At 73.5% G+C, this 18,831-nt stretch carries 19 protein-coding genes; 5 read left to right on the top strand and 14 right to left on the bottom strand.

The window, feature by feature from the left end:
- Positions 1-31 precede the first annotated feature (31 nt).
- From K1T35_RS10425 to K1T35_RS10410, 4 genes are all read right to left on the bottom strand, one after another.
- A complete protein-coding gene (locus tag K1T35_RS10425; RefSeq protein ID WP_220259958.1) occupies positions 32-3,055 on the bottom strand; it encodes a translation initiation factor IF-2 N-terminal domain-containing protein in 3,024 nt (1,007 codons plus the stop codon).
- Positions 3,056-3,233: 178 nt separating this feature from the next.
- The gene (locus K1T35_RS10420; protein WP_220259957.1) at positions 3,234-4,013 is read right to left on the bottom strand and encodes a TIGR03936 family radical SAM-associated protein; all 780 of its coding nucleotides are present in this window, start codon (positions 4,011-4,013) and stop codon (positions 3,234-3,236) included.
- Positions 4,014-4,072: 59 nt separating this feature from the next.
- The gene (locus tag K1T35_RS10415) at positions 4,073-4,225 is read right to left on the bottom strand and encodes a hypothetical protein (RefSeq protein WP_220259956.1); all 153 of its coding nucleotides are present in this window, start codon (positions 4,223-4,225) and stop codon (positions 4,073-4,075) included.
- Between the two features lie 210 nt (positions 4,226-4,435).
- Complete coding sequence (locus K1T35_RS10410) at positions 4,436-4,654, bottom strand: hypothetical protein (protein ID WP_220259955.1); 219 nt, start codon at positions 4,652-4,654, stop codon at positions 4,436-4,438.
- A gap of 223 nt (positions 4,655-4,877) precedes the next feature.
- Between K1T35_RS10410 and K1T35_RS10405 the strand changes: the two genes are divergently transcribed.
- The 4 genes from K1T35_RS10405 to K1T35_RS10390 all read left to right on the top strand — a co-directional run bounded on the left by K1T35_RS10405 (position 4,878) and on the right by K1T35_RS10390 (position 7,772).
- Positions 4,878-5,669: a helix-turn-helix transcriptional regulator gene (locus tag K1T35_RS10405; protein ID WP_220259954.1), complete on the top strand. Its 792-nt coding sequence runs from the start codon at positions 4,878-4,880 to the stop codon at positions 5,667-5,669.
- A 182-nt stretch (positions 5,670-5,851) separates the two neighbouring features.
- Positions 5,852-6,733 (top strand): DUF559 domain-containing protein, encoded by an 882-nt coding sequence (locus K1T35_RS10400; protein ID WP_220259953.1) that lies wholly within the window; start codon positions 5,852-5,854, stop codon positions 6,731-6,733.
- A gap of 53 nt (positions 6,734-6,786) precedes the next feature.
- The gene (locus K1T35_RS10395) at positions 6,787-7,356 is read left to right on the top strand and encodes a TetR/AcrR family transcriptional regulator C-terminal ligand-binding domain-containing protein (RefSeq protein ID WP_220259952.1); all 570 of its coding nucleotides are present in this window, start codon (positions 6,787-6,789) and stop codon (positions 7,354-7,356) included.
- Positions 7,353-7,772, top strand: a complete 420-nt coding sequence (locus tag K1T35_RS10390) for a hypothetical protein (protein WP_220259951.1) — start codon at positions 7,353-7,355, stop codon at positions 7,770-7,772. The genes K1T35_RS10395 and K1T35_RS10390 overlap by 4 nt, the downstream gene beginning before the upstream one ends.
- Here the strand turns inward: K1T35_RS10390 and K1T35_RS10385 are convergent.
- Positions 7,726-8,145: an SRPBCC family protein gene (locus K1T35_RS10385; protein WP_220259950.1), complete on the bottom strand. Its 420-nt coding sequence runs from the start codon at positions 8,143-8,145 to the stop codon at positions 7,726-7,728. The two genes, K1T35_RS10390 and K1T35_RS10385, sit on opposite strands and share 47 nt — an antisense overlap.
- 81 nt (positions 8,146-8,226) lie before the next feature.
- Here K1T35_RS10385 and K1T35_RS10380 point away from each other — a divergent pair, with 81 nt between their 5' ends.
- The gene (locus K1T35_RS10380; protein ID WP_255621751.1) at positions 8,227-9,018 is read left to right on the top strand and encodes an AraC family transcriptional regulator; all 792 of its coding nucleotides are present in this window, start codon (positions 8,227-8,229) and stop codon (positions 9,016-9,018) included.
- Here the strand turns inward: K1T35_RS10380 and K1T35_RS10375 are convergent.
- The 9 genes from K1T35_RS10375 to K1T35_RS10335 all read right to left on the bottom strand — a co-directional run bounded on the left by K1T35_RS10375 (position 8,979) and on the right by K1T35_RS10335 (position 18,795).
- Positions 8,979-9,983, bottom strand: coding sequence for an isopenicillin N synthase family oxygenase (locus tag K1T35_RS10375; protein ID WP_220259949.1), 1,005 nt, complete (start codon positions 9,981-9,983; stop codon positions 8,979-8,981). The genes K1T35_RS10380 and K1T35_RS10375 overlap by 40 nt on opposite strands.
- A gap of 14 nt (positions 9,984-9,997) precedes the next feature.
- On the bottom strand, positions 9,998-11,311 hold the full coding sequence (locus K1T35_RS10370) for an amidohydrolase family protein (protein ID WP_220259948.1): 1,314 nt from the start codon (positions 11,309-11,311) through the stop codon (positions 9,998-10,000).
- Positions 11,312-11,345: 34 nt separating this feature from the next.
- A complete protein-coding gene (locus K1T35_RS10365) occupies positions 11,346-12,218 on the bottom strand; it encodes an ABC transporter permease (RefSeq protein WP_220259947.1) in 873 nt (290 codons plus the stop codon).
- Positions 12,218-13,306 carry an ABC transporter permease gene (locus tag K1T35_RS10360; protein ID WP_220259946.1) on the bottom strand — a complete coding sequence of 363 codons (1,089 nt, stop codon included), beginning with the start codon at positions 13,304-13,306 and terminating at the stop codon, positions 12,218-12,220. The genes K1T35_RS10365 and K1T35_RS10360 overlap by 1 nt, the downstream gene beginning before the upstream one ends.
- A gap of 2 nt (positions 13,307-13,308) precedes the next feature.
- Positions 13,309-14,784: an ABC transporter ATP-binding protein gene (locus tag K1T35_RS10355; protein WP_220259945.1), complete on the bottom strand. Its 1,476-nt coding sequence runs from the start codon at positions 14,782-14,784 to the stop codon at positions 13,309-13,311.
- The gene (locus K1T35_RS10350; RefSeq protein WP_220259944.1) at positions 14,781-15,821 is read right to left on the bottom strand and encodes a BMP family protein; all 1,041 of its coding nucleotides are present in this window, start codon (positions 15,819-15,821) and stop codon (positions 14,781-14,783) included. The genes K1T35_RS10355 and K1T35_RS10350 overlap by 4 nt, the downstream gene beginning before the upstream one ends.
- Before the next feature lie 100 nt (positions 15,822-15,921).
- Complete coding sequence (locus K1T35_RS10345; RefSeq protein ID WP_220259943.1) at positions 15,922-16,524, bottom strand: helix-turn-helix domain-containing protein; 603 nt, start codon at positions 16,522-16,524, stop codon at positions 15,922-15,924.
- A gap of 37 nt (positions 16,525-16,561) precedes the next feature.
- Positions 16,562-17,299: an IclR family transcriptional regulator gene (locus K1T35_RS10340; RefSeq protein WP_220259942.1), complete on the bottom strand. Its 738-nt coding sequence runs from the start codon at positions 17,297-17,299 to the stop codon at positions 16,562-16,564.
- The gene (locus K1T35_RS10335) at positions 17,299-18,795 is read right to left on the bottom strand and encodes an APC family permease (protein WP_220259941.1); all 1,497 of its coding nucleotides are present in this window, start codon (positions 18,793-18,795) and stop codon (positions 17,299-17,301) included. The genes K1T35_RS10340 and K1T35_RS10335 overlap by 1 nt, the downstream gene beginning before the upstream one ends.
- Between the last annotated feature and the right edge of the window lie 36 nt (positions 18,796-18,831).

Genomic DNA, 18,831 nt, shown 5'->3' with positions numbered 1-18,831 from the left:
TCCCAGGTTACCGGACGGGTTCGAAGGTCGGTCATGCCGGGTCTCCCCCGGCCTCCGCCGCAGGCGGACCCGCAGGCCGCGACGCCGCCCTGCGGGCCCGGCGGGGCCGGGCGGCAGGGGCGGGCTCGGGCTGCGGCGGCACGGCAACGGGCGCGGGAGCCGCACCCGGCTCCGGCGTGACCGGCACCGTGAGCACCGCGGCGACGGGCGCGTCACCCGCCGTGGCGGAGGGCGCTCCCGCGGTGCGGGTGACCCGGCCGCGGCGACGGCGGGGCCGCTCCTCCGGCTCGCTCACGGCCTGCTCGTCGGCCCCCTGCTCGGGGACGTCGGGCACGGCGACCGCGGGTGCAGCGACCTCGGACGCGGCAACCTCGGACGCGGCGACCTCGGGCGCAGCGACCTCGGGCGTCTCGGTGGCGTCCGCCTCGGGACGGTCGTGCGCCGCTGCGACCGAGCGCTCGACGACGACCTCCTCGACCACGTCGGAGGCGACGTCCACCGGCGCGGCCGCGGGCGAGGTCTCCACCACGCCGCGGCGCGCGCTGCGCCGCACCCGCCTGCTCGTGGGGGGCGCAGGCTCGGCGGGCGGCACCGGCGATGCCGGCGTCGGGTCGAGCGCAGCGGGCGTGACGACCGGGGCGGGCGCACCGACGTCGACGGAGGCTTCGGCGGTGTCCGGACGGCCGTTGCCGTTGGCGTGTGCGACGGCGACCGGCTCCGGCTTGCGCACGTCGTGGCCGTTGCGATCGTCGCCCTCCCGGCGCCCGCGACCGCCGCGGGACCGGCGCACCTCGCGTTCGGGCCGGTCGAGGCGGTCCGGACGGCTGACGGCGGCGACGACGGGCTCGGTGTTGACGATCACACCGCGTCCGCGGCAGTGCTCGCACGGGGTGGAGAAGTGCTCCAGCAGCCCGCCGCCGACGCGCTTGCGCGTCATCTGGACGAGCCCGAGGGAGGTGACCTCGGCGACCTGGTGGCGGGTGCGGTCGCGGGCGAGGCATTCGGTGAGCCTGCGCAGCACGAGGTCGCGGTTGGCCTCGAGCACCATGTCGATGAAGTCGATGACGATGATGCCGCCGATGTCGCGCAGCCGCAGCTGGCGCACGATCTCCTCGGCCGCCTCGAGGTTGTTGCGGGTGACGGTCTCCTCGAGGTTGCCGCCCGAGCCGGTGAACTTGCCGGTGTTGACGTCGATGACCGTCATGGCCTCGGTGCGGTCAATCACCAGCGTGCCACCGGAGGGCAGCCACACCTTGCGGTCGAGCGCCTTGAGCAGCTGGTCGTCGATCCGGTACTCGGCGAACGCGTCGTTCGGCCCGACGTGGCGGCGCACCCGGTCGGTGAGCTCCGGCGCGACGTGCCCGACGTAGTTGGCCAACGTCTCCCACGCGTCGTCGCCCTCGACGATCAGGCGGGAGAAGTCCTCGTTGAACTGGTCGCGCACGACCTTGATGAGCAGGTCCGGCTCCTCGTAGAGCAGCACGGGCGCCTTGGGCTTGTTCGGGCCGGTGGCCTCGGCCTTGCCCTTCACGACCTCCCACTGCGCCTGCAGGCGGCGGACGTCGCGCTCGAGGGCCTCCTGGCTCACGCCCTCCGACGCGGTGCGGATGATCACCCCGGCCTCGCTGGGGACGATCTCCTTGAGCATGTCCTTGAGCCGCTTGCGCTCCACGTCGGGCAGCTTGCGGCTGATCCCGGCGGCACCGCCGCTCGGGACGTAGACGAGGAACCGGCCGGCAAGGCTGATCTGGGTGGTGAGCCGGGCGCCCTTGTGGCCGATCGGGTCCTTCGTGACCTGGACGAGCACGCTGTCGCCGCTGGCGAGCGCCTGCTCGATGCGGCGCTGCTTCCCGCCGAGCCCGGCGGCGTCCCAGTCGACCTCGCCCGCGTAGAGCACCGCGTTGCGGCCCCGGCCGATGTCGACGAACGCGGCCTCCATGCTGGGCAGCACGTTCTGCACGCGGCCGAGGTAGATGTTGCCGACCAGCGACTTCCCCGTGCTGCCGTCGCGGCTGCCGGTGGTGTTGACGAAGTGTTCGACGAGGATGTCGTCCTCGAGCACCGCGATCTCGACGCGGTCGCCGCGCTCCCGAACCACCATCGAGCGATCCACCGATTCGCGGCGGGCCAGGAACTCGGCCTCCGACAGGATCGGTGCCCGCCGCCGCCCGGCGTCCCGCCCGTCACGGCGGCGCTGGCGCTTGGCCTCGAGGCGGGTGGAACCGCGGACGCTCTGCACGCCGTCGCCCTCGTCGTCGCGCACCTCGCGCGGCGTCCGCACCTTGGTGACCGTGTTGGACACGTCGGCCTCGTCACCGACGTCGGCCGCGTCGTCGCCCGAGCCGCGGCGGCGACGCCTGCGCCGACGCCTGCGCGCGGTGCCCGTCTCCTCGCCGTCGCCTTGGGCCTCGTCGTCCTGCTCGCCGTCCTCGGCCTCGTCACCGCTGTCGGTGTCGCTCTCGCCGGACTCGTCCTCGGCGGCGCCCTCACCGGACTCGCCGGTGCTGTCGTCGCTGGTCTCGTCGTCGGTGCCGTCGGCGCCACGACCCCGGCCGCGGCCGCGACGGCCGCGGCGCCTGCGACGGCGACCGGCGGCGTCATCGGAATCGTCGGAGTCGTCGCCCTCGTCCTCGGCGCCGGCCGCGGGCTCGGTGGTCTCGGCGGCGGGCTCCGGGGCCGGGGCGGGCTCCGGCCGGCGGCTGGGCCGGCTGGGGGCCTGGAACAGTGGGGTGGGCGGGGCAAACACCGGCGCAAGCGGGGCGCCGGGTTCGGCGGACGGCTCACCCGGGTCCGGCTCGCCCACGTCCTGCGCGGGGGGATGCTCCTGCTCGGGCCCGAGCTTGGCGGCTACCTGCTCGGCCACGTTCTTCTCGACGCTGGACTGGGCGCTGCGCACCTCGACGCCCAACGAAGCCAGCGCCGCGAGCACCTCGCGGCTCGTACGTGCGAGCCTTCTGGCGAGCGCGTGCACCCGCATCCTTTCCGGCAGGTCGTCCAGCGCGGGTACGGTGACTGGCCCGCCGGGTGTACCGGCGGGCGATTCAGTATTCGACATCCAGCTCCTCCGCCCCCGGGCGCCTCCGGTGCGGAGGCGGCCGCGCAGGGGCCACGTGCAGTTCTCTCTCGCCGCGCTGCGCGACGAGCAATCCTCTGGTCTCGCTCCGCCCGGGGAGGGCGGCACTCCTCGGCGACGAGCCGGTCCGCTGGATCAGGCCCGGGTGGTGACCCGGTCTTCAGCCGAGAGGATCGGCCAGGTCGCCTCGATGGTCGAGCAGTCCCTGGGCCGTCCGGGTCGCCTTGGCGGGCGATGACAGCCTGAGGCCTGCGACAACATCGAGTGCACCCAACACGTCGTCGGGTCGAACGGCGGGTGTCGTCTGCCGCACGACCGCCGTCAGTATCGCACAGACTCCCGCCCGATCGGGGGGTATCGCGCCCGCGCCACCCGACGGTGCGGCATCGTCCGGGGCCGGATCCCGCACGTCCGCCCGCACGAGCGCGGCCCGCACGTCGATCTTGCGACGACCCGACGGTGTGACGCGTTCGACGACAACCGACTCCCGATCGAGCAGCGCGGACAGCGCGGCCCGCAGCGCAGCCGGCTCGACGCCGGGCAGTTCGACGACCCAACTGCTGGCCTCGATCCGCTCGGCCAGCGGCCTACCCTCCGCGACGGCGGCCGCGAGCACGTCGAGCCCGTCGGGCAGGGCGGCGTCAAGGGCGGCCACGAGCGCCGCGGGGTCGACCGGGCGGGTCAGCCCGATCTCCATGTACTCGGCCTCGCTCGCCGTGCCGGTGGGAGCCGCGCCGATCCAGGACAGCCGAGGGTGCGGGCTGAACCCGTGCGAATGCGCGACCGGCACGCCCGCCCGCCGCACGGCCCGCTCGAAGCTGCGCGCCACGTCGCGGTGGGAGAGGAACCGCAGCCGCCCGCGCTTGGCGAAGCGCAGCCGCACCCGCTGGACGGTGGGCGGAGCGGGGTTGGCGGCCTCACCGGGACGCACACGAGCCATGGCGGGAGTGTAGGAGGCGGGCTTCGAGGTTCAGGCCCGCGTCTTCCCGGCGGTCCTCGTCAGTGCCGCCAGCGGGCGGCGTCGCGGGCGATCGGGTTCGCCGGGGAGCGCGCCCCTGTCCGGCCATCGAGCGCCCGGCCGGCTTCACGGCCGAGGCGGAGGGCGGTTCGCAGGGTGGCCGCCCAGCGACTCCGGGTCTCGTGACGGGTCATGTCGGTTCCTTCCACGACTGGCGGGGCGCACGCCGGCCCCGGACCCTGCGGATACGCCGTCGAATGCAGACGGGGTTCGACGGGGCTGCGATCGACCGCAGGGAAGGGCCCCGGTCCTGGCGCGGATCGCGGCGCGCAACAGGGGGCCAAGATCCAAAGTGTCGGTTCTCCACGGCTGCGCCCACGACCATGGACAACCGATACCGCGGATCACTGCCTGCCAGCGGCGATGCGGCGCGCATGGGCCGCGGCACGGTAGAGCGTGCACGGCCAGTGAGGTGCGATCCGCACCTGCGAGCGGCAGCCGAGGCACCGGCCGTCCCGGCCGCTGACGTGCAGCTCCAGCAGCGCCGCCCACACCTCGGGAATGGCGGCCAACTCGACCGCGAAGGGCCAGTCTCCCGCCGCCCACTCCTCGTCCTCGAGCACGTATTGAGCGTCGCGTCGCGGTTGACTGGTCGACACCCCGTGACGCCGCGATCTCGTGCCGTGATTCCCGGTCGGGCGGGGAGTACGTTGCGGCCATGGTCGCCCGCTCCGCCCGGCTCCGTGAGCAGCTCGCCCTTGCCGAGTCGTTGCGAGCGACGGCCGGACGTGGAGCGAAATCGCCGCAGCCCTGCGCACCCGCTACGGCCTGAATGCCCGGGTCGCGATGCGGATCGCCCACGGCTGGACGCAGGCCGAGGCGGCCCAGGCGTGGACCCGCCGCTGGCCCGACGAGCCGAAGACCTTCAAGAACATCTCCTACTGGGAGAACTGGCCCAGCCCCACCGGGCACATGCCGTCACTGCACGTCCTGGACCGGCTCGCGCAGATCTACGAGTGCGACGTCGCCGATCTACTGGCCGGCTGGGGTGAGCACGGCGGCGGCCGGAGCTCCGACGGCGGCACCGAACCGGAGACACTCGCGTGGCAGGTGGGCAACCTCGACCTCCACCAGCTGACCCGCGCCATTGCCGACTGGCCCCACCGGCTGCCCGGCGATCAGCGCCGCGCGCAGCTGCTCAAGCTGAGCACCGCCGCCGCCGTGGCGGCCGGCCGGGCCAGTGCACGACCGCCCGCTGCGCTGGGTCGAGGCCCGGCACTCCACGAACTGACCGGACCGTGGGCGAGTCGGTACACCTACGTCAGCACCGGCCGAGGCGCAGAGCTGGAGGGTGTGCACCGGATCGAGCTCCGCACAGCGGGCGGCCGCCTCGTCGGCAGGAGCGAGCCGACGGAGACGGGCACGCTCGAACTCGACCTCTCCACCGACGGCATGCTGGTCACGGGCGGCTGGACGGAGCGCACGTCGCCGTCGGGCTACTACCGGGGCGCCGTGTACCACGGGATCGCCCAGTTCGTGCTCGATCCCACGGGCCGCTCCATGATCGGCCGCTGGCTCGGGCCCGACCGCCGCTTCGAGATCGACTCCGGCCGCTGGGAGCTGCACCGCGCCGAGTGAGCGGACCAAGATCCGAACTTCCGGTTGCCCACAGCTGCCACCACGACCATGAGCAACCGATACTTCGGATCATGCACTTCAAGATCTGAAGTATCGGTTGTCCACGGCTGCGATCACGACCATAGACAACCGATTCCGCGGATCATGGAACCGCGAGCGCCCCGGCGCCGTCTGTGCCGGGCATGTCCATCGATCTCACCCGCCCGTTCCGTGGCTCGGCCGCCGTCGCCTCAGGCTTGCTCACCTCAGGTCAGCTGCGCGGGCCCCGTTTCCAGCGGTTGTTCCCCGACGTGTACGCCCCCGCCGACCTCGAGCCCGATCTCGCGCTCCGATCCGCCGCCGCGGCGGTCCTGGTCGAGGGGCGCGGAGTGCTGGCCGGCTACTCGGCCGCCGAGTTGCTCGGTGCGTCGTGTGGCCCCGCCGACGCTCCGGCGGAGGTACTGCTGCTGCGCATGGGTGGCCAGTCGTACCGATGCACCGGGTTGCGGGTCCACCGCGACGCTGTCGATCCCGCCGAGATCACCGAGGTGGGCCAGTACGGCGTCACGAACCCCGTCCGCACGGCGTTCGACCTCGCCCGCTGGGTGCCCACGCTGCGGGAGAAGATCGTCGCAGTCGACGCCATCGCCCACCACTGCAAGATCGCGCTGGATGACGTCATGCGGCTGCGAATGCTCCACTTCGGCGCGTGGGGTGGCCGCCACATCGTTCCCGTGCTGCGCCTTGCCACCCCGCTGGCCGAGTCCCCGATGGAGACCCGCATCCGGATCGCCCTGCACGAACACGGCCTACCGGCCCCAGAGATCCAGTTCGAGGTCGAGGCCGCAGGCCGGGTGCGCCGACTCGACCTCGCCTACCCCTCGGTGAAGCTGGCGATCGAGTACGACGGCGATGACCACCGCAAGCAGGACCGGGCGCACAAGGACCTACTCCGCGAGGCCGCACTCGTCCGGCTCGGCTGGACGATCCTGCGCTTCGACGCCTACACGGTCTACTGCCACCCGGCTCGGATCGCCCGGACAGTCGCGTACGAACTCCGCCGCCTCGGCTACGTCGCCGCCTGACTCTGGTACATTCTGTCCCACAGATATGGGACAAAGTGTTCCGAAGTGAGGGAATGGTGGATCCGCGAGCACTCCGCAGCCGGGCCGCCGCGCTGGCGGCGGCGCGGGACCTGCTGATCGAGCAGGGCTGGCCCGGCGTCACGCACGTCGCCGTCGCCGAGCGCAGCGGCATCGGACGCACCACGCTCTACCGGCACTGGCCGGACACACCGGCCCTGATCCGCGACACCCTCGAACACCACATCGCGGTCGCCCACACCGCGCCGACCGGCGCCGTCCGCGCCGACCTGATCGCCGAGCTGGGGGCGAGCCGCGCGATGCTGCACGAGCCCGTCAGCGACCGCGCGCTCCGTCTCGTCATCGAGCGGGCCGCAGTGGACGCGGCGTTCGCCGAGATGAAGGACGCCTTGTACCGGGCCGGCACGCAGGTGCTCCGCGACATCGTCGACGCCGGCAAACAGCGGGGCGAGCTCCCGGCACTGCTCGACACCGATCTGGCGGTCGACCAGCTCTTCGGGCCGCTGTTCTTCCGCCGCCTCGTCGCGAACCGGCCCATCCCCGACGGCTACGTGCCGGAGGTCGTCGACGCCTTCCTGCGCGCCCACGAGAAGGAGAAGAGATGACCTGGCCGAGGATCGTCGTCGGCGCCGTCGCGGTGATCACCGCGCTCGGCGCGCTGCTCGCGGACGTGGTGGTCCCCGATCTGGCGGCCCAGCACGCGTTCAACCCGGCCTGGCCGCCGCACGCCAAGTTCCACGACGCCCAGTACGTCGTCATGTCGATCCTGCTCGGCGCGCTCGGCCTCGCCCTCGTCGCCCGCAATCAACTGCTCTGGGCCGCGGCGCTGCTCTCCACGCCGTGGCTCGGCATGCTCGGGGCGCTGCTGTTCCCGGGCACCGCCACCTACGACCCCGAGTTCGCCGACGACACCGTGTTCGTCCTCGGCCTGCACGGCCAGGTCTTCCTCGCCCTCGTCCTCCTCGCGGCCCTGGTCACGGCGGCGTGGGGGAGCATGCGGCGGCTTCGAGCGTCCGCCTGACGACCTCGGCCCCGCGGTCCATCGCCGCCTGGAAGCCGGGGCCGAGCTCGTCGGGGCGGACGTCGTGGGTCCAGACGAAGCGGCAGCCGCTGCCCTCGGGAACGACCTGCATCCGAGCGGTGTCGCGATCGGGCCGGACGCTGCCACCGACCACGGAGTAGGTGACGCACCGCTCGTCATCGTCGACCGCGACGAGCCGCTCGTGCACCACCACCCCGTCGGCGAACGTGACGACCCGGAGGTTCCCGTCGGCCTCGCATCCGACGACGAAACCCGGGGCCATGCGCAGCGGGCCTGCCGCGAAGTCGCCGATCACGTCCCAGACGTCGGCGGTGGCGGCGGCGATGGAGATCTCGGTACGCAGGAGTGCCATGCCACGAGCCTGGCTCCGCTCCCGGCCCAGGTCTTGAACATCCTTGCGAAGCTGTCGGACCCCGCGCGTACGGTCCGCGCCGTGCTCTCGGTCGCCGCACTCGCCACCCGGCCCGACGTCACGGTGAGCACGGTGGTCTGCCGGGAGCACCACCGCCGCTGGTCCGATGTGGAGGTGCCGGGCGAGCACCGTCTCGTGCTCGTCCGCACGGGCCGGTTCCGTCGGACGACCCCGCACGGCCTCAGAGATCTCGATCCCACGCTCGGATACGTCTCGCAGCCCGGCGTGGAGGAGCGATTCGCCCACCCGGCGGGCGGCGACGTCTGCACGACGATTTCGGTTGCACCCGCGCGGTGGGTGGCACTCTGCCGCGCGGGCGTCCGCGCGGACTTCTACGTCGACGCCCGCGTCGACCTCGCCCACCGGCGGCTACTGGCCGCCGGGAGCGATCCGGACTACGCGCTCGTCGAGCGCCTGCTCGCGCTGCTGTCGGCGACGGTCGGCCTGCTCCCGACCGGCTCGACCGGCGACCGGGCGCTCGTCGCGGCGGCCCGGGAGGCGATCCTCGCCGACGATCCCGCCGCCGGAGGGCTGTTCTCCCTCGCCGACCACCTCGGGGTCTCGCCCTACCGGCTGAGCCGGTCCTTCCCCCGCGAGGTCGGCGTCTCCCTCACCCGCTACCGCAACCGGGTGCGCGTCGGGCGCGCGCTGGAGCGCCTGGAGCAGGGCGAGCGCAGCCTCGCCCTGCTGGCGGCCGACCTCGGCTTCGCCGACCAGGCCCACCTGACGCGCACGGTCCGCCACCACACCGGCCACACGCCCGGTGCGCTCCGTCAGACCGCTTCGGCCGCCGCCAGGAGCGGATTGCGATAGGTGTGGGTCGCGTTGAGCCTGCTCATCAGGTACGGCCCGGCCTCCTGCGGCTCGTACTTGGGCTCCTCACCCGGCGCGAGGCAGGACTCGAGGCAGCTGATCTCCGCGTGGAACGGCGGGGTGACGAAGAGCGGCATCGAGTACCGGTCGGTCTGCGGCGGGTTCACCACGCGGTGGGGGTTGGAGACCCAGCGGTCGTTGGTCCAGATCGCCATCAGGTCACCGATGTTGACGACGAGAAGGTCGTCCGGGATGCCGACGTTGATCCAGCTGCCGTCGCGCGTCATCACCTGCAGCCCGCCCACGCCGTCGTCGGCGAGCAGGGTGACGGTGCCGTAGTCGGTGTGGGCGCCGCAGCCGAGCTGGTCGGGGCCCGGGGTCACGGTCTCCTGCGGCGGGTAGCGCAGGTGGCGCAGGTGGTACATGACCTCGCCGCCGGGCCGGTCGAGCAGGAACTCGTCGTGCTGGCCGAGCGCCCGCGCCATCGCCCGCTGCACGCGCTGCGCCGCCTCGATCCCCTGGGCGCGGTAGGCCTCCCACGCCTCCCGGAATGCCGGGTCGGCGGGCCACTGGTTGGGCCCGAACGTCGGGATGCCGGCCTGCACCTCGGGGTGGTCGGGGCCGTGTTCGCCGCCGGTGTCGAGCGACTCCTTGAGGTCGGCCGCGCCCTCCTCGTCGCTCTTCTCGGCCGCGATCCCGACGTAGCCGCGGTGGTTGGCCGACTTCCCGATCGCGATCTCCAGCTTCTCCTCCACCGGGAGCGCGAAGAAGCGGTGCATCGCCTCGAACATCGCCGCCTTCACGCCCGGCTCGACGCCGTGGCCCGCGATGAGGAAGAAGCCGATCTCCCGGCAGATCCGGTCGATCTCCGCGGCGGCGGCGTCCTGCTCGGGGCTGGGCGGCGCACCCGTCGCGAACGAGCTGACGTCGACGGTGGGCAGGGTCTGCGGCGGTGTTTCGGACACGGTTCCTCCCATGTTCAGATCTTCAGCCGACGGCGCACCGCCGCGGCCCGGTCGGCCGCCTCGGCGAGCACCGCGGCCTCGTCGACGCGGGTGAAGCGCCGGTCGCGCAGCACCCACTCGCCGTCGCAGAGCACGGACTCGACATTCTCGGACTTGCACGCGGTCACCAGCGCGGACACGGGATCGGCCGCGGTGGCGAAATTCGGGGTGAACGGGTCGAGCACCACGAGGTCGGCCCGCTTGCCCACCTCGAGGGAGCCGACGAGCCCGCCCATGCCGAGCGCGGTGGCGCCGTCGATCGTGGCCATCCGCAGCACGCTCCCGGCCGGGAGCACGGTGGGGTCGCGCCGCACGCCCTTCTGCACGATCGCGGCGAGCCACATCTCGTCGATCATGCTCATGCGATTGTTGGACGGCGCACCGTCGGTGCCCAGCGCGACGTGCACGCCCGCGTCGAGCATGTCGGCGATCCGCGGCGTGCCGAGGATCTTGAGGTTGGACGCCGCGTTGTGCGACACGGGGCACCCCCTCTCGGCCAGCAGCGCGATCTCCTCGTCGTCCACCCAGGTGGCGTGCACGGCGAGCAGGTCGGGGCCGAGCGCGCCGAGCCGCTCCAGGTGCCGGACGGTCGTGACACCCCGCGTCGCCACCGAGTGCTCGTTCTCCTCGGGCACCTCCGCCACGTGCATCTGCACGACGGTGCCGAGCTTCCGGGCCCGTTCCATCGTCGCCGTGATCAGGTCGTCGGAGCAGTTGAAGATCGTGCGCAGGGTGTAGGAGAAGCGCAGCAGCCCGTTCCCGTGCCACCGCTCGACGAGCTCGTCCTGCGCATCCAGAACCTCGTCCGTCGACTCGCGGTCGCCCTCGGGTCGGCCGTCGCCGGAGTCCATGGCGCTGCGCCCGAGCAGCGCGCGGATCCCGACGGCGGCGATCCCGCGCGCCATGCCGTCGACGTGGCGGCCGCCGGGGTCGGCGAGCAGCGTGCAGCCGTTGCGGACCTGCTCGATCGCGCAGACCAGCGCCGAGAGCTCGCTGTCGGACTCGTCGAGCGCCAGCTCGTAGGGCCAGATCCGCTCGTGCAGCCAGGTGAGCAGGCCGACGTCGTCACCGAGCCCCCTGCCGAGCTGCTGGCTGGTGTGGCAGTGCGTGTTGACGAACGCGGGGATGACGATCCGGCCCGGCTCCGTGACGGTCTCCGCGGCAGGCGTGTCCGTCGGCGACGGGCCGAGGTGAGTGATCTCCCCGCCGGTGACCTCGACGTACCCCGTGAACGGCTCGGCCGTCACGGGCACGACGAGCGCGGGCCCGATCCGGATATCGATGTTCATTCGGCCTCCGCGGGACGAAGTACGTCGGCCAGCACTAAGTGCCTCCTCGGACGAACGGCACCGCGAGCGCGGCGGGCGTGCCGCTGCGGCGGGCCCGCACCATGAGCGCGAGCAGCGTGACCACGTACGGGAGCGCGAGGAACACCTCGTACGGGATCGCGGTGGCGGTGCCCTGCAGCCGCAGCTGGGCGGCGTCGCAGAGCCCGAAGAGCAGCGCCCCGGCCACCGCGCGGCCAGGGCGCCAGCGCGCGAAGACGACCAGCGCGAGCGCCACCCAGCCGCGCCCCGCCGTGACGTTCTGGACGAAGAGCCCGAGCGGCCCGCACACGAGCATCGCCCCGGCCAGCCCGGCGATCGCGCTCCCCGTGACGGTGGCGAGCGTGCGCACCCGCGGGATCCGGTACCCGAGCGCGTCCACGGCCTCCGGCGCCTCGCCGGTGGCGCTGAGCACCAGGCCGGCCGTGGTGCGCGTGAGCAGGAACCACACCCCGGCCAGCACGACGAGCACGATCACGACGAGCGGCGCCATCGACAGGCTCGGGATCCGCGGCGGCGCCTGGCCGATCGTGTAGGACTGCTCGAACAGGTACGTGGTGGCGGAGCCCGCGAACAGCGTGAACGCCAGCCCGGTGACGATCTGGTCGGCCCGGACCACCACCATGAGCAGCGCGAGCACGGCACCGCACGCCGCGCCGGCCAGAATCCCGCCGCCGAGCCCGAGCCACGGGGTGCCGCTGGCGAGGGTGGCGAGGTATCCGGCGAGCGCTCCGAACAGCATGGTGCCCTCAAGGCCGAGGTTCAGCACCCCGGCCCGTTCGCTGATCAGCTCGCCGAGCGCCGCGACGGCCACCGGGATCGCGAGCCGGATCGCCGCAGCGAGGGTCGCGAGGGTCAGCAGGGTGTCCATCAGCGCCTCCCCCGCCTGCTCAGGGCGTCACCGGCCACGAAGAAGACGACGATCAGCGCCTGGATCACCCCGACGGTCGTCGACGGGATGATGAACACGCGCTCGGCCTCGTCGAAGCCGACCGTGAGCCCGGCCAGCAGCAGCGCCGCGACGAGCACGCCGAGCGGGCGCAGCCGCCCGAGCAGGGCCACGATGATCGCGGTGAAGCCGTAGCCGGTGGCGAACGCGGGCGTCATCCGCTCGGTCACGCCCGCGACCTCGACGAACCCGGCCAATCCCGCGAACGCTCCGGCCAGCGCGAGCACCGCGAGGCGGGTGCGCGCCGGCCGGGCCTCGTTGACGGCGAGTACCTCGGGGTTGGCGCCGAGTACCTCGACCCGGAACCCGAAGCGGGTGCGCCGCAGCACGGCGGCGAGCGCGGGCACCGCGAGCAGGGCGAGGAAGAAGCCCAGGTGGATGCCGGTGCCGGGGATGTCGGGCAGCGCGGCGTCGCCGAGGGCCCTGCTCTGCGGGGTGAACGAGCCGGGATCGCGGATGCCCACCCGCACCGCCCACGCCAGCCCCGCGGCCGCCACGTAGTTGAGCAGCAGGCTCGTGATCACAACGCTCGCGCCGAACCGGGCCAGCATCCACGCGGTGATCCCGGCCCACGCCGCACCGGTCAGCACGGCGACGGCGAGGCCGCTGACCAGCAGCAGGAACCCCGGCAACGGCGGGCCGACCGTGACCCAGGCCGTGCCGGCGAGCGCGCCCGCGATGTACTGGCCCTCTGCGCCGATCGTGAACACCCGCGCCCGGTAGGCCACGGCGATGCCGAGGCCGAGCAGGATCAGCGGGGTGGCCATGACCGCGGTGTCGATCAGGCCGCGGGTGCGCCCGAACACGCCGAGCACCACCTCGCCGTACGCCGAGAGCGGCGCCACCCCCTCCACGGCCATGAGCACGCCGCCGACGACGAGCGCGGCGAGCACCGCTCCGACCGGGACGGCGACGTGGCCGAGCGCGCTGTCGGGCCCGCGCAGCAGCCGGGAGAGCACGCCGTCGGGGCCGCCGTCGGGTGCGGAGGCGGGCGCGGGGGTCCTGGTCATGGTCACGACGCGTGCCCACCCGCCATCGCGAGCCCCACGGCGCCGCGGTCGTACGGCGGGGTGAACGGCTCGGTGGCCCGCCCACCGGCGAGCACGACGATCCGGTCGGCCACCACGAAGAGCTCGTCGAGCTCGGCGCCGAACCAGACGACGGCGGCGCCGTCGGCAGCCGCGGCGAGGATCCGCTCGCTGATCATCCGCGCGGCCTCCGGGTCGAGGCCCCTGGTCGGCTGGGCCGCGACGACGAGGCGGGGTCCGGCCGCGAGCTCGCGGGCGAGCACCAGCTTCTGGGCGTTGCCGCCCGACAGGCTCGACGCGCGCGCCCCGGGCCCACTGCCCCGCACGTCCCACTCGGTGAGCACCGGCTCGGCGCGTTCCTCGCGCCGGGTGATCGGCGCGCGGCGCCGGTCGCCGCGGCCCAGTTCCAGGTTGTCGGCGAGCGTGAGCGGACCGGCGAGGGCCCTGCGGTAGCGGTCGGCGGGGACGTAGGCGATGCGGTCGGCGACCCGGTCCCGAGGCGCGCCGACGGGCACCGGCTTCCCGTCGACGGTGACGCTGCCACCGTCCGGTGCGGCGATCCCGGCGAGCAGCTCCTCCAGCTCGGACTGGCCGTTGCCGTCGACGCCGGCGACCCCGAGCACCTCGCCGGCGCGGACCTGCAGGTCGAGCGGCTGCAGCCGGCCACGGGCAGCACCCTCCAGCCGGAGACGGACGTCCCCATCGGAGTCACGCCCTGAGACGGAGAGCTCGGTCGGTGCCGTGCCGACCATCAGCGTCGCGAGGCTGGCGCGGTCGTGCGCCGACACCGGTTCGCCCGCGCACACCACGGCGCCACGGCGCAGCACGGTGACGCGGTCGCAGCCCGCGAACACCTCGGACAGCCGGTGGGTGATGATCACGATCGCCCGGCCGTCCTCCGCGAGGGCGCGGCACACCCGCAGCAGCGTCTCCGCCTCGGCGTCGACCAGCACGGCGGTCGGCTCGTCGAGGATCAGCAGGCGGGCGTCGGCGTCGAGCGCGCGCAGGATTTCGAGGCGCTGCTCCTCGCCGACCGAGAGCCGGTCGACGGGCACGTCCGCGCGCACCGGGAGCCCGTAGCGCTCGGCCAGCTCCTCGACCCGGCGCCGCGCCTGCCGGGCACCGGGGCGCAGCCGCCCCGACGGGCGGGCTAGCGCGAGGTTCTCCCCCGCCGTCAGCGTCGGGACCAGCGTGAAGTGCTGTTGCACCATCGCCACCCCGCGTTCCCGCAGGGCACGGGGACTGAACTCGTCGACCGGGCTCCCCGCCACCTCGACCGTGCCCTCGTCGGGGCTGTCGAGGCCGGCGAGGATCCGCATCAGCGTGGTCTTGCCCGCCCCGTTCTCGCCGAGAAGTGCATGGACCTCGCCTGCCCGCAGCTCCAGGTCGACGCCGTCGAGCGCGGGCGCCCCGGCGCCGAAGCTGCGCCGGATGCCGTGCAGAGAGGCCGCCTGGATCACTGCGTGTTCATCGGGACTGTGAGCGCCCCGCTGCGGATGTCGGCGAGCTTCTGCTCGTAGGTCGCCATCACCTCGGCCGGGATCCGGCCCTGCCACGCGGGGTTGATCACGACGTCGAGGCCGTCCTTGGTCATGCCGACCTCGTAGTAGCGCGTGGGATTGGTCTTCCCGGCGGCGACGTCGGCGACCATCTCCGCGAAGACCTTGTCGAGGTTCCAGGTGAACGACGCCAGCACCTGCCCCGAGAGCCCCGACATGTCGCCGGTGTACCCGTTGGCCACGGCACCCCGCTCGGTGGCGGCTTCGATCTGCCCGAACGTGGGACCCTGTCCGCAGCCGACGAACATCGTGGCGCCCTGGTCGGCCTGGGCGAGCGCCGCCTCCTTGGCCTTCTGCACGTCGGACCAGTCACCGACGGCGACGAACGAGCCGGTGGTGTCGGGCCGCACGAGCTTCGCGCCCTCCAGGTAGGCGTTGTACATCGCCCGGCACACCGGGATGTCGAACCCGCCCGCTCCCGCGACGTTCCCGCCGGGCGTCACCCCGGCCGCGAGGATGCCCTCCAGGTAGGTGGCCTCCCAGAACGGCTGGGAGTAGTCGGCGACGTTGTCCTTGACGTCACCGAAGCCGCCCGCGTAGGCGAAGATCGTGTTCGGGAACTCGGACGCGACCTGCTTCACGTCGTCGCCGTAGTTGAACGAGTGGGCGATGATCGGGTTGTAGCCCTGCTCGGCGAAGCCGCGCAGCGCCCGCACACCGTCGGCCCCGGGATTGACGTTCTCCTGCACGGCGAAGTCGGCGATCGTCCCGGCGTCCTTGAGCTTCTGGGCACCGTTCAGCGCTGCCTCGCCCCATGACCCGTCGCGGAACTGCGGGTAGTAGACGATCGCGAGCCGCGGCTTGTCCGACGCCGCCGCCGCGCCGCCGTCTGCCGGCGCGGTGTCGCGGCGGCCGGCGTCACCGCAACCGGCGAGTACGAGCAGGGCGGCCGCTGCGGTGACGGCGAGCGCGGTGCGCCAGCGGTGGGAGTAACGCATCGGCGGTGTCCTTCGGTTCGGGGAGTGCCCGAACGCTAGGTCGGGCGCGTCACGGTCGGGTGTCGCCTTGTTTCCGGCATGTTGCGATTCCTCAGAAGAATCACTCATGCCCGTTCCCCGGCACCCGGGCGGTGACGAGGAACAGGCTCGCACCGGTGTCGGGCCCCACCCGCCAGCGGTGCGGGATGGCTCCCTCGTGCCAGAGCGAGTCGCCGGCCAGCAGCTCCTCGACCCGGCCGGTGCCGAACTCGACCCGCAGCACCCCGTCGAGCACGTGCAGGAAGTCCTCACCGCTGTGGTCGAACCAGCTGCCCGCCGGCTGCCCTGGCTCGATCATGGCACGGCGGGCCTCCATCAACCGCCCCGGCGCACCGGCCAGTAGAGCGGACTGCGCGACCCCCGGCGTCTCGTCCATCCCCGTCGCGACCCCCTCACCAGCGCGAACGACGACGATGCCCTCGTCGGCGCTCGCCGGGAGCAGCTCGGTGGCTCCGATCCCGAGCGCGGCGGCCAGCTTGTAGATGGTGGACACGCTCGGCGACGAGCGGCCGTTCTCGATGTTGGACAGGAACGGCTGCGAGAGCGACGCCCGCTGCGCCAGCTCGCGGGTCGACAGCCCGCTGCGCCGCCGAGCCCTGCGCACCGACGAACCGATGGCGGCGATCACCGCTGCCTCACCGGCGTCCCGCTGCGCGTCCGTCACCCGGCCATCCTCGCCTACGGTCGATAGCTGGCAAGAGTCACCTGGGCGAGACGGCCCGCTCGGCGTAGCCGCGCAGCAGCCGCGCGAGATCCGCGTCGTCGACCCCGATCCGCCCGGTCCGCCCGATCGCGACGAGGCACCCGATCACGGCCCGGCTCCGGTCGCGCATCGGCACGGCGAGCGCCGAGCGGCCCCACCTGAGCTCGTCGACCTCGCGGGCGACGTCGCTCGCGCGGATCGTGGTCAGCTCGGCCGTGAGCGCGTCCGGCCGGGTGATCGTGCGGGCCGTCACCGCCCGCAGCGATGCCGGCGCGAGCTCGGGGTGCTGCGCGAGCAGCAGCTTCCCGATGGCCGATGCGTGCAGGTGCGTGCGGATCGCGGCCTCGCTGGTCAGCTCGTGGTCCGGGTCGCGGTCGACGAGCCGGATCCGGCCGTCCGCGTAGGAGGCCACGAAGATCCCGAAGCGGACCCGCGCCCTCAGCTCCTCGACCACGGCACCGACCGGGTGGAAGCCGGGTTCCGGCACCGCCCCGGCGAGCTCGCGGGTGCGGCGCCCGAGCGCGAAGCCGGACAGGTCGGCGATCCGCACCAGGTAGCCGTCGGCCACGAGCAGGTTGAGCAGCCGGTACGCGGTGGCGGGCGGGATGCCGCTCTCCCGGGAGATGTCCCTGGCCGTCGCGCCGGAGCCGAGCTGCGCCACCGCCTCCAACAGGGTGAGCGCCTTGCGCACGGCGGCGGGTTCGTGCCCGGCGGGCTCGCGGTCGCGCACGGCCATCAGCTCGTCCGGCCGCGTCTCACCAGGACGACGTTGCCCGCTGCGTCGGCCGCGAAGGCACCGGCGCCCGGCAGGACGTCGGCGGACTCCGCGCAGTCGAACGCGCCGACCGCGTCGAGTCGCGCGGGGCGCCGCCGCAGGTAGAGCTGCCAGAGCGGACCGGCCGCGAGCAGACCGACGATCACCGCGGCCGTCCCGATCCGGCCGTCGAGGACGACCGCGACCACCAGATAGCCGAGCAGCCCGACGCCGGCCGCGGCACCCAGCACCCCGGCCACCAGCACCGGGACGGTCTGCTCCCGGATGCGCAGCATGAATCGCACCGACGCTGCCGCCACCAGGGCGTACGCCGCGACGACCATCGCACGGACGACGTGGCGCACCACGTCGTCGAGGAGCTCCCCGGTGGCCAGCACGAGTGCCCCCGCGGCCACCGCCGCCACGATCGTCACGATCGCCGCGTGGGGCGTGCGGAAGCGGGCGTGCACCCGGGCCATGCGGGCGGGCAGCAGCCGCTCGACGCCGAGCGAGTAGACCAGCCTCGACGCCGCGTGGGCCGACGCCGTCGCCGAGGCCAACCACGAGCAGCAGACACCGAGCTCCAGCGCGACGACGAGCGCGGCGGGCACGCCGGAGGCCGTGCCGTACAGGTAGGCGTTGATCAGCGTGGCGCTGTGCCCCGTCCACGCCGCCCACGCCGCGAGGACGAACAACGCCCCGCAGAGCATCGGGGTGAGCAGCACTGTGCGCGTGACCGTCACCATCGGGCGCCGCGCCTCCGGCCCGAAGAACGTGGCGCTCTCGAAGCCGGCCAGGGAGAAGATCGCGGCGAGGGCCAGGTAGAGCACGCCGTGCGCGGTGCCCACCGGCTGCGGCGGCGGGGCCACCGTGCCCGCCGCGGGCAGCACCGACAGCCCGACGATGAACAGCAGCGAGCACAGCTCCACCGCGAGGATCGCGATCGCCCCGACCCTGACACCCCGCACCAGCACGACGAGCAGCACGGTGGTGACCAGCGCGGTGACGAGGGCGTGGCCGATCCAGCCGCCCGCGTCCACCCCGAGGTGCGCGAGCAGCAGGGTGACCACCCGGGACCCGCTGTAGAGGGTGAGCGTGGCGCTGCCGAGGAACTTGACCAGGATCGCCACCCCGGTGGCCAGCGCGGCCGGGGTCCCGAGCCCCTGGAAGACGAAGCTGTGCAGGCCACCCGCGGCCGCCTGCCGCCGCGTGAACTGCGTGACGCACAGGGCCACCATCATGATCAGCACCGTGGCGCCTGCCACGGTCAGCAGGCCGGTGAACAGGTCGCCGGTCTGCAGCATCGCCACGGGCAGCACCACCATCGATGCCGCGGGCGCCGTGGTGGCCACTGACTGGGCGAGCACCTCGGCCCCGGACAGCCGCCGCCGGCCCAGCGCGCGCAGCGGCGACACCGCGGGACGATCGGGCTCGGCCGCGGAGAACGAGCGGGCGATGGCGTCCGCGAGCGCCGACATGCATCGGAAGCTAGGTCGATCATGTTGCGGCCGGAT

It is taken from the genome of Pseudonocardia sp. DSM 110487, from assembly GCF_019468565.1.
GTDB lineage: Bacteria > Actinomycetota > Actinomycetes > Mycobacteriales > Pseudonocardiaceae > Pseudonocardia.
The sequence above is the reverse complement of the archived record's forward strand: the minus strand, read 5'-3'. Positions and strand labels throughout refer to the sequence as shown.

Bases quoted from the DNA above. Each gene is read 5' to 3' on its own strand.
- K1T35_RS10350 (WP_220259944.1), bottom strand. From the start codon at position 15,821: ATGCGTTACTCCCACCGCTGGCGCACCGCGCTCGCCGTCACCGCAGCG.
- K1T35_RS10420 (WP_220259957.1), bottom strand. From the start codon at position 4,013: ATGGCTCGTGTGCGTCCCGGTGAGGCCGCCAACCCCGCTCCGCCCACC.
- K1T35_RS10360 (WP_220259946.1), bottom strand. From the start codon at position 13,306: ATGACCAGGACCCCCGCGCCCGCCTCCGCACCCGACGGCGGCCCCGAC.
- K1T35_RS10370 (WP_220259948.1), bottom strand. From the start codon at position 11,311: ATGAACATCGATATCCGGATCGGGCCCGCGCTCGTCGTGCCCGTGACG.
- K1T35_RS10340 (WP_220259942.1), bottom strand. From the start codon at position 17,299: ATGGCCGTGCGCGACCGCGAGCCCGCCGGGCACGAACCCGCCGCCGTG.
- K1T35_RS10385 (WP_220259950.1), bottom strand. From the start codon at position 8,145: ATGGCACTCCTGCGTACCGAGATCTCCATCGCCGCCGCCACCGCCGAC.
- K1T35_RS10425 (WP_220259958.1), bottom strand. From the start codon at position 3,055: ATGTCGAATACTGAATCGCCCGCCGGTACACCCGGCGGGCCAGTCACC.
- K1T35_RS10415 (WP_220259956.1), bottom strand. From the start codon at position 4,225: ATGACCCGTCACGAGACCCGGAGTCGCTGGGCGGCCACCCTGCGAACC.
- K1T35_RS10365 (WP_220259947.1), bottom strand. From the start codon at position 12,218: ATGGACACCCTGCTGACCCTCGCGACCCTCGCTGCGGCGATCCGGCTC.
- K1T35_RS10390 (WP_220259951.1), top strand. From the start codon at position 7,353: ATGACCTGGCCGAGGATCGTCGTCGGCGCCGTCGCGGTGATCACCGCG.
- K1T35_RS10395 (WP_220259952.1), top strand. From the start codon at position 6,787: ATGGTGGATCCGCGAGCACTCCGCAGCCGGGCCGCCGCGCTGGCGGCG.
- K1T35_RS10335 (WP_220259941.1), bottom strand. From the start codon at position 18,795: ATGTCGGCGCTCGCGGACGCCATCGCCCGCTCGTTCTCCGCGGCCGAG.
- K1T35_RS10400 (WP_220259953.1), top strand. From the start codon at position 5,852: ATGTCCATCGATCTCACCCGCCCGTTCCGTGGCTCGGCCGCCGTCGCC.
- K1T35_RS10405 (WP_220259954.1), top strand. From the start codon at position 4,878: ATGCGGATCGCCCACGGCTGGACGCAGGCCGAGGCGGCCCAGGCGTGG.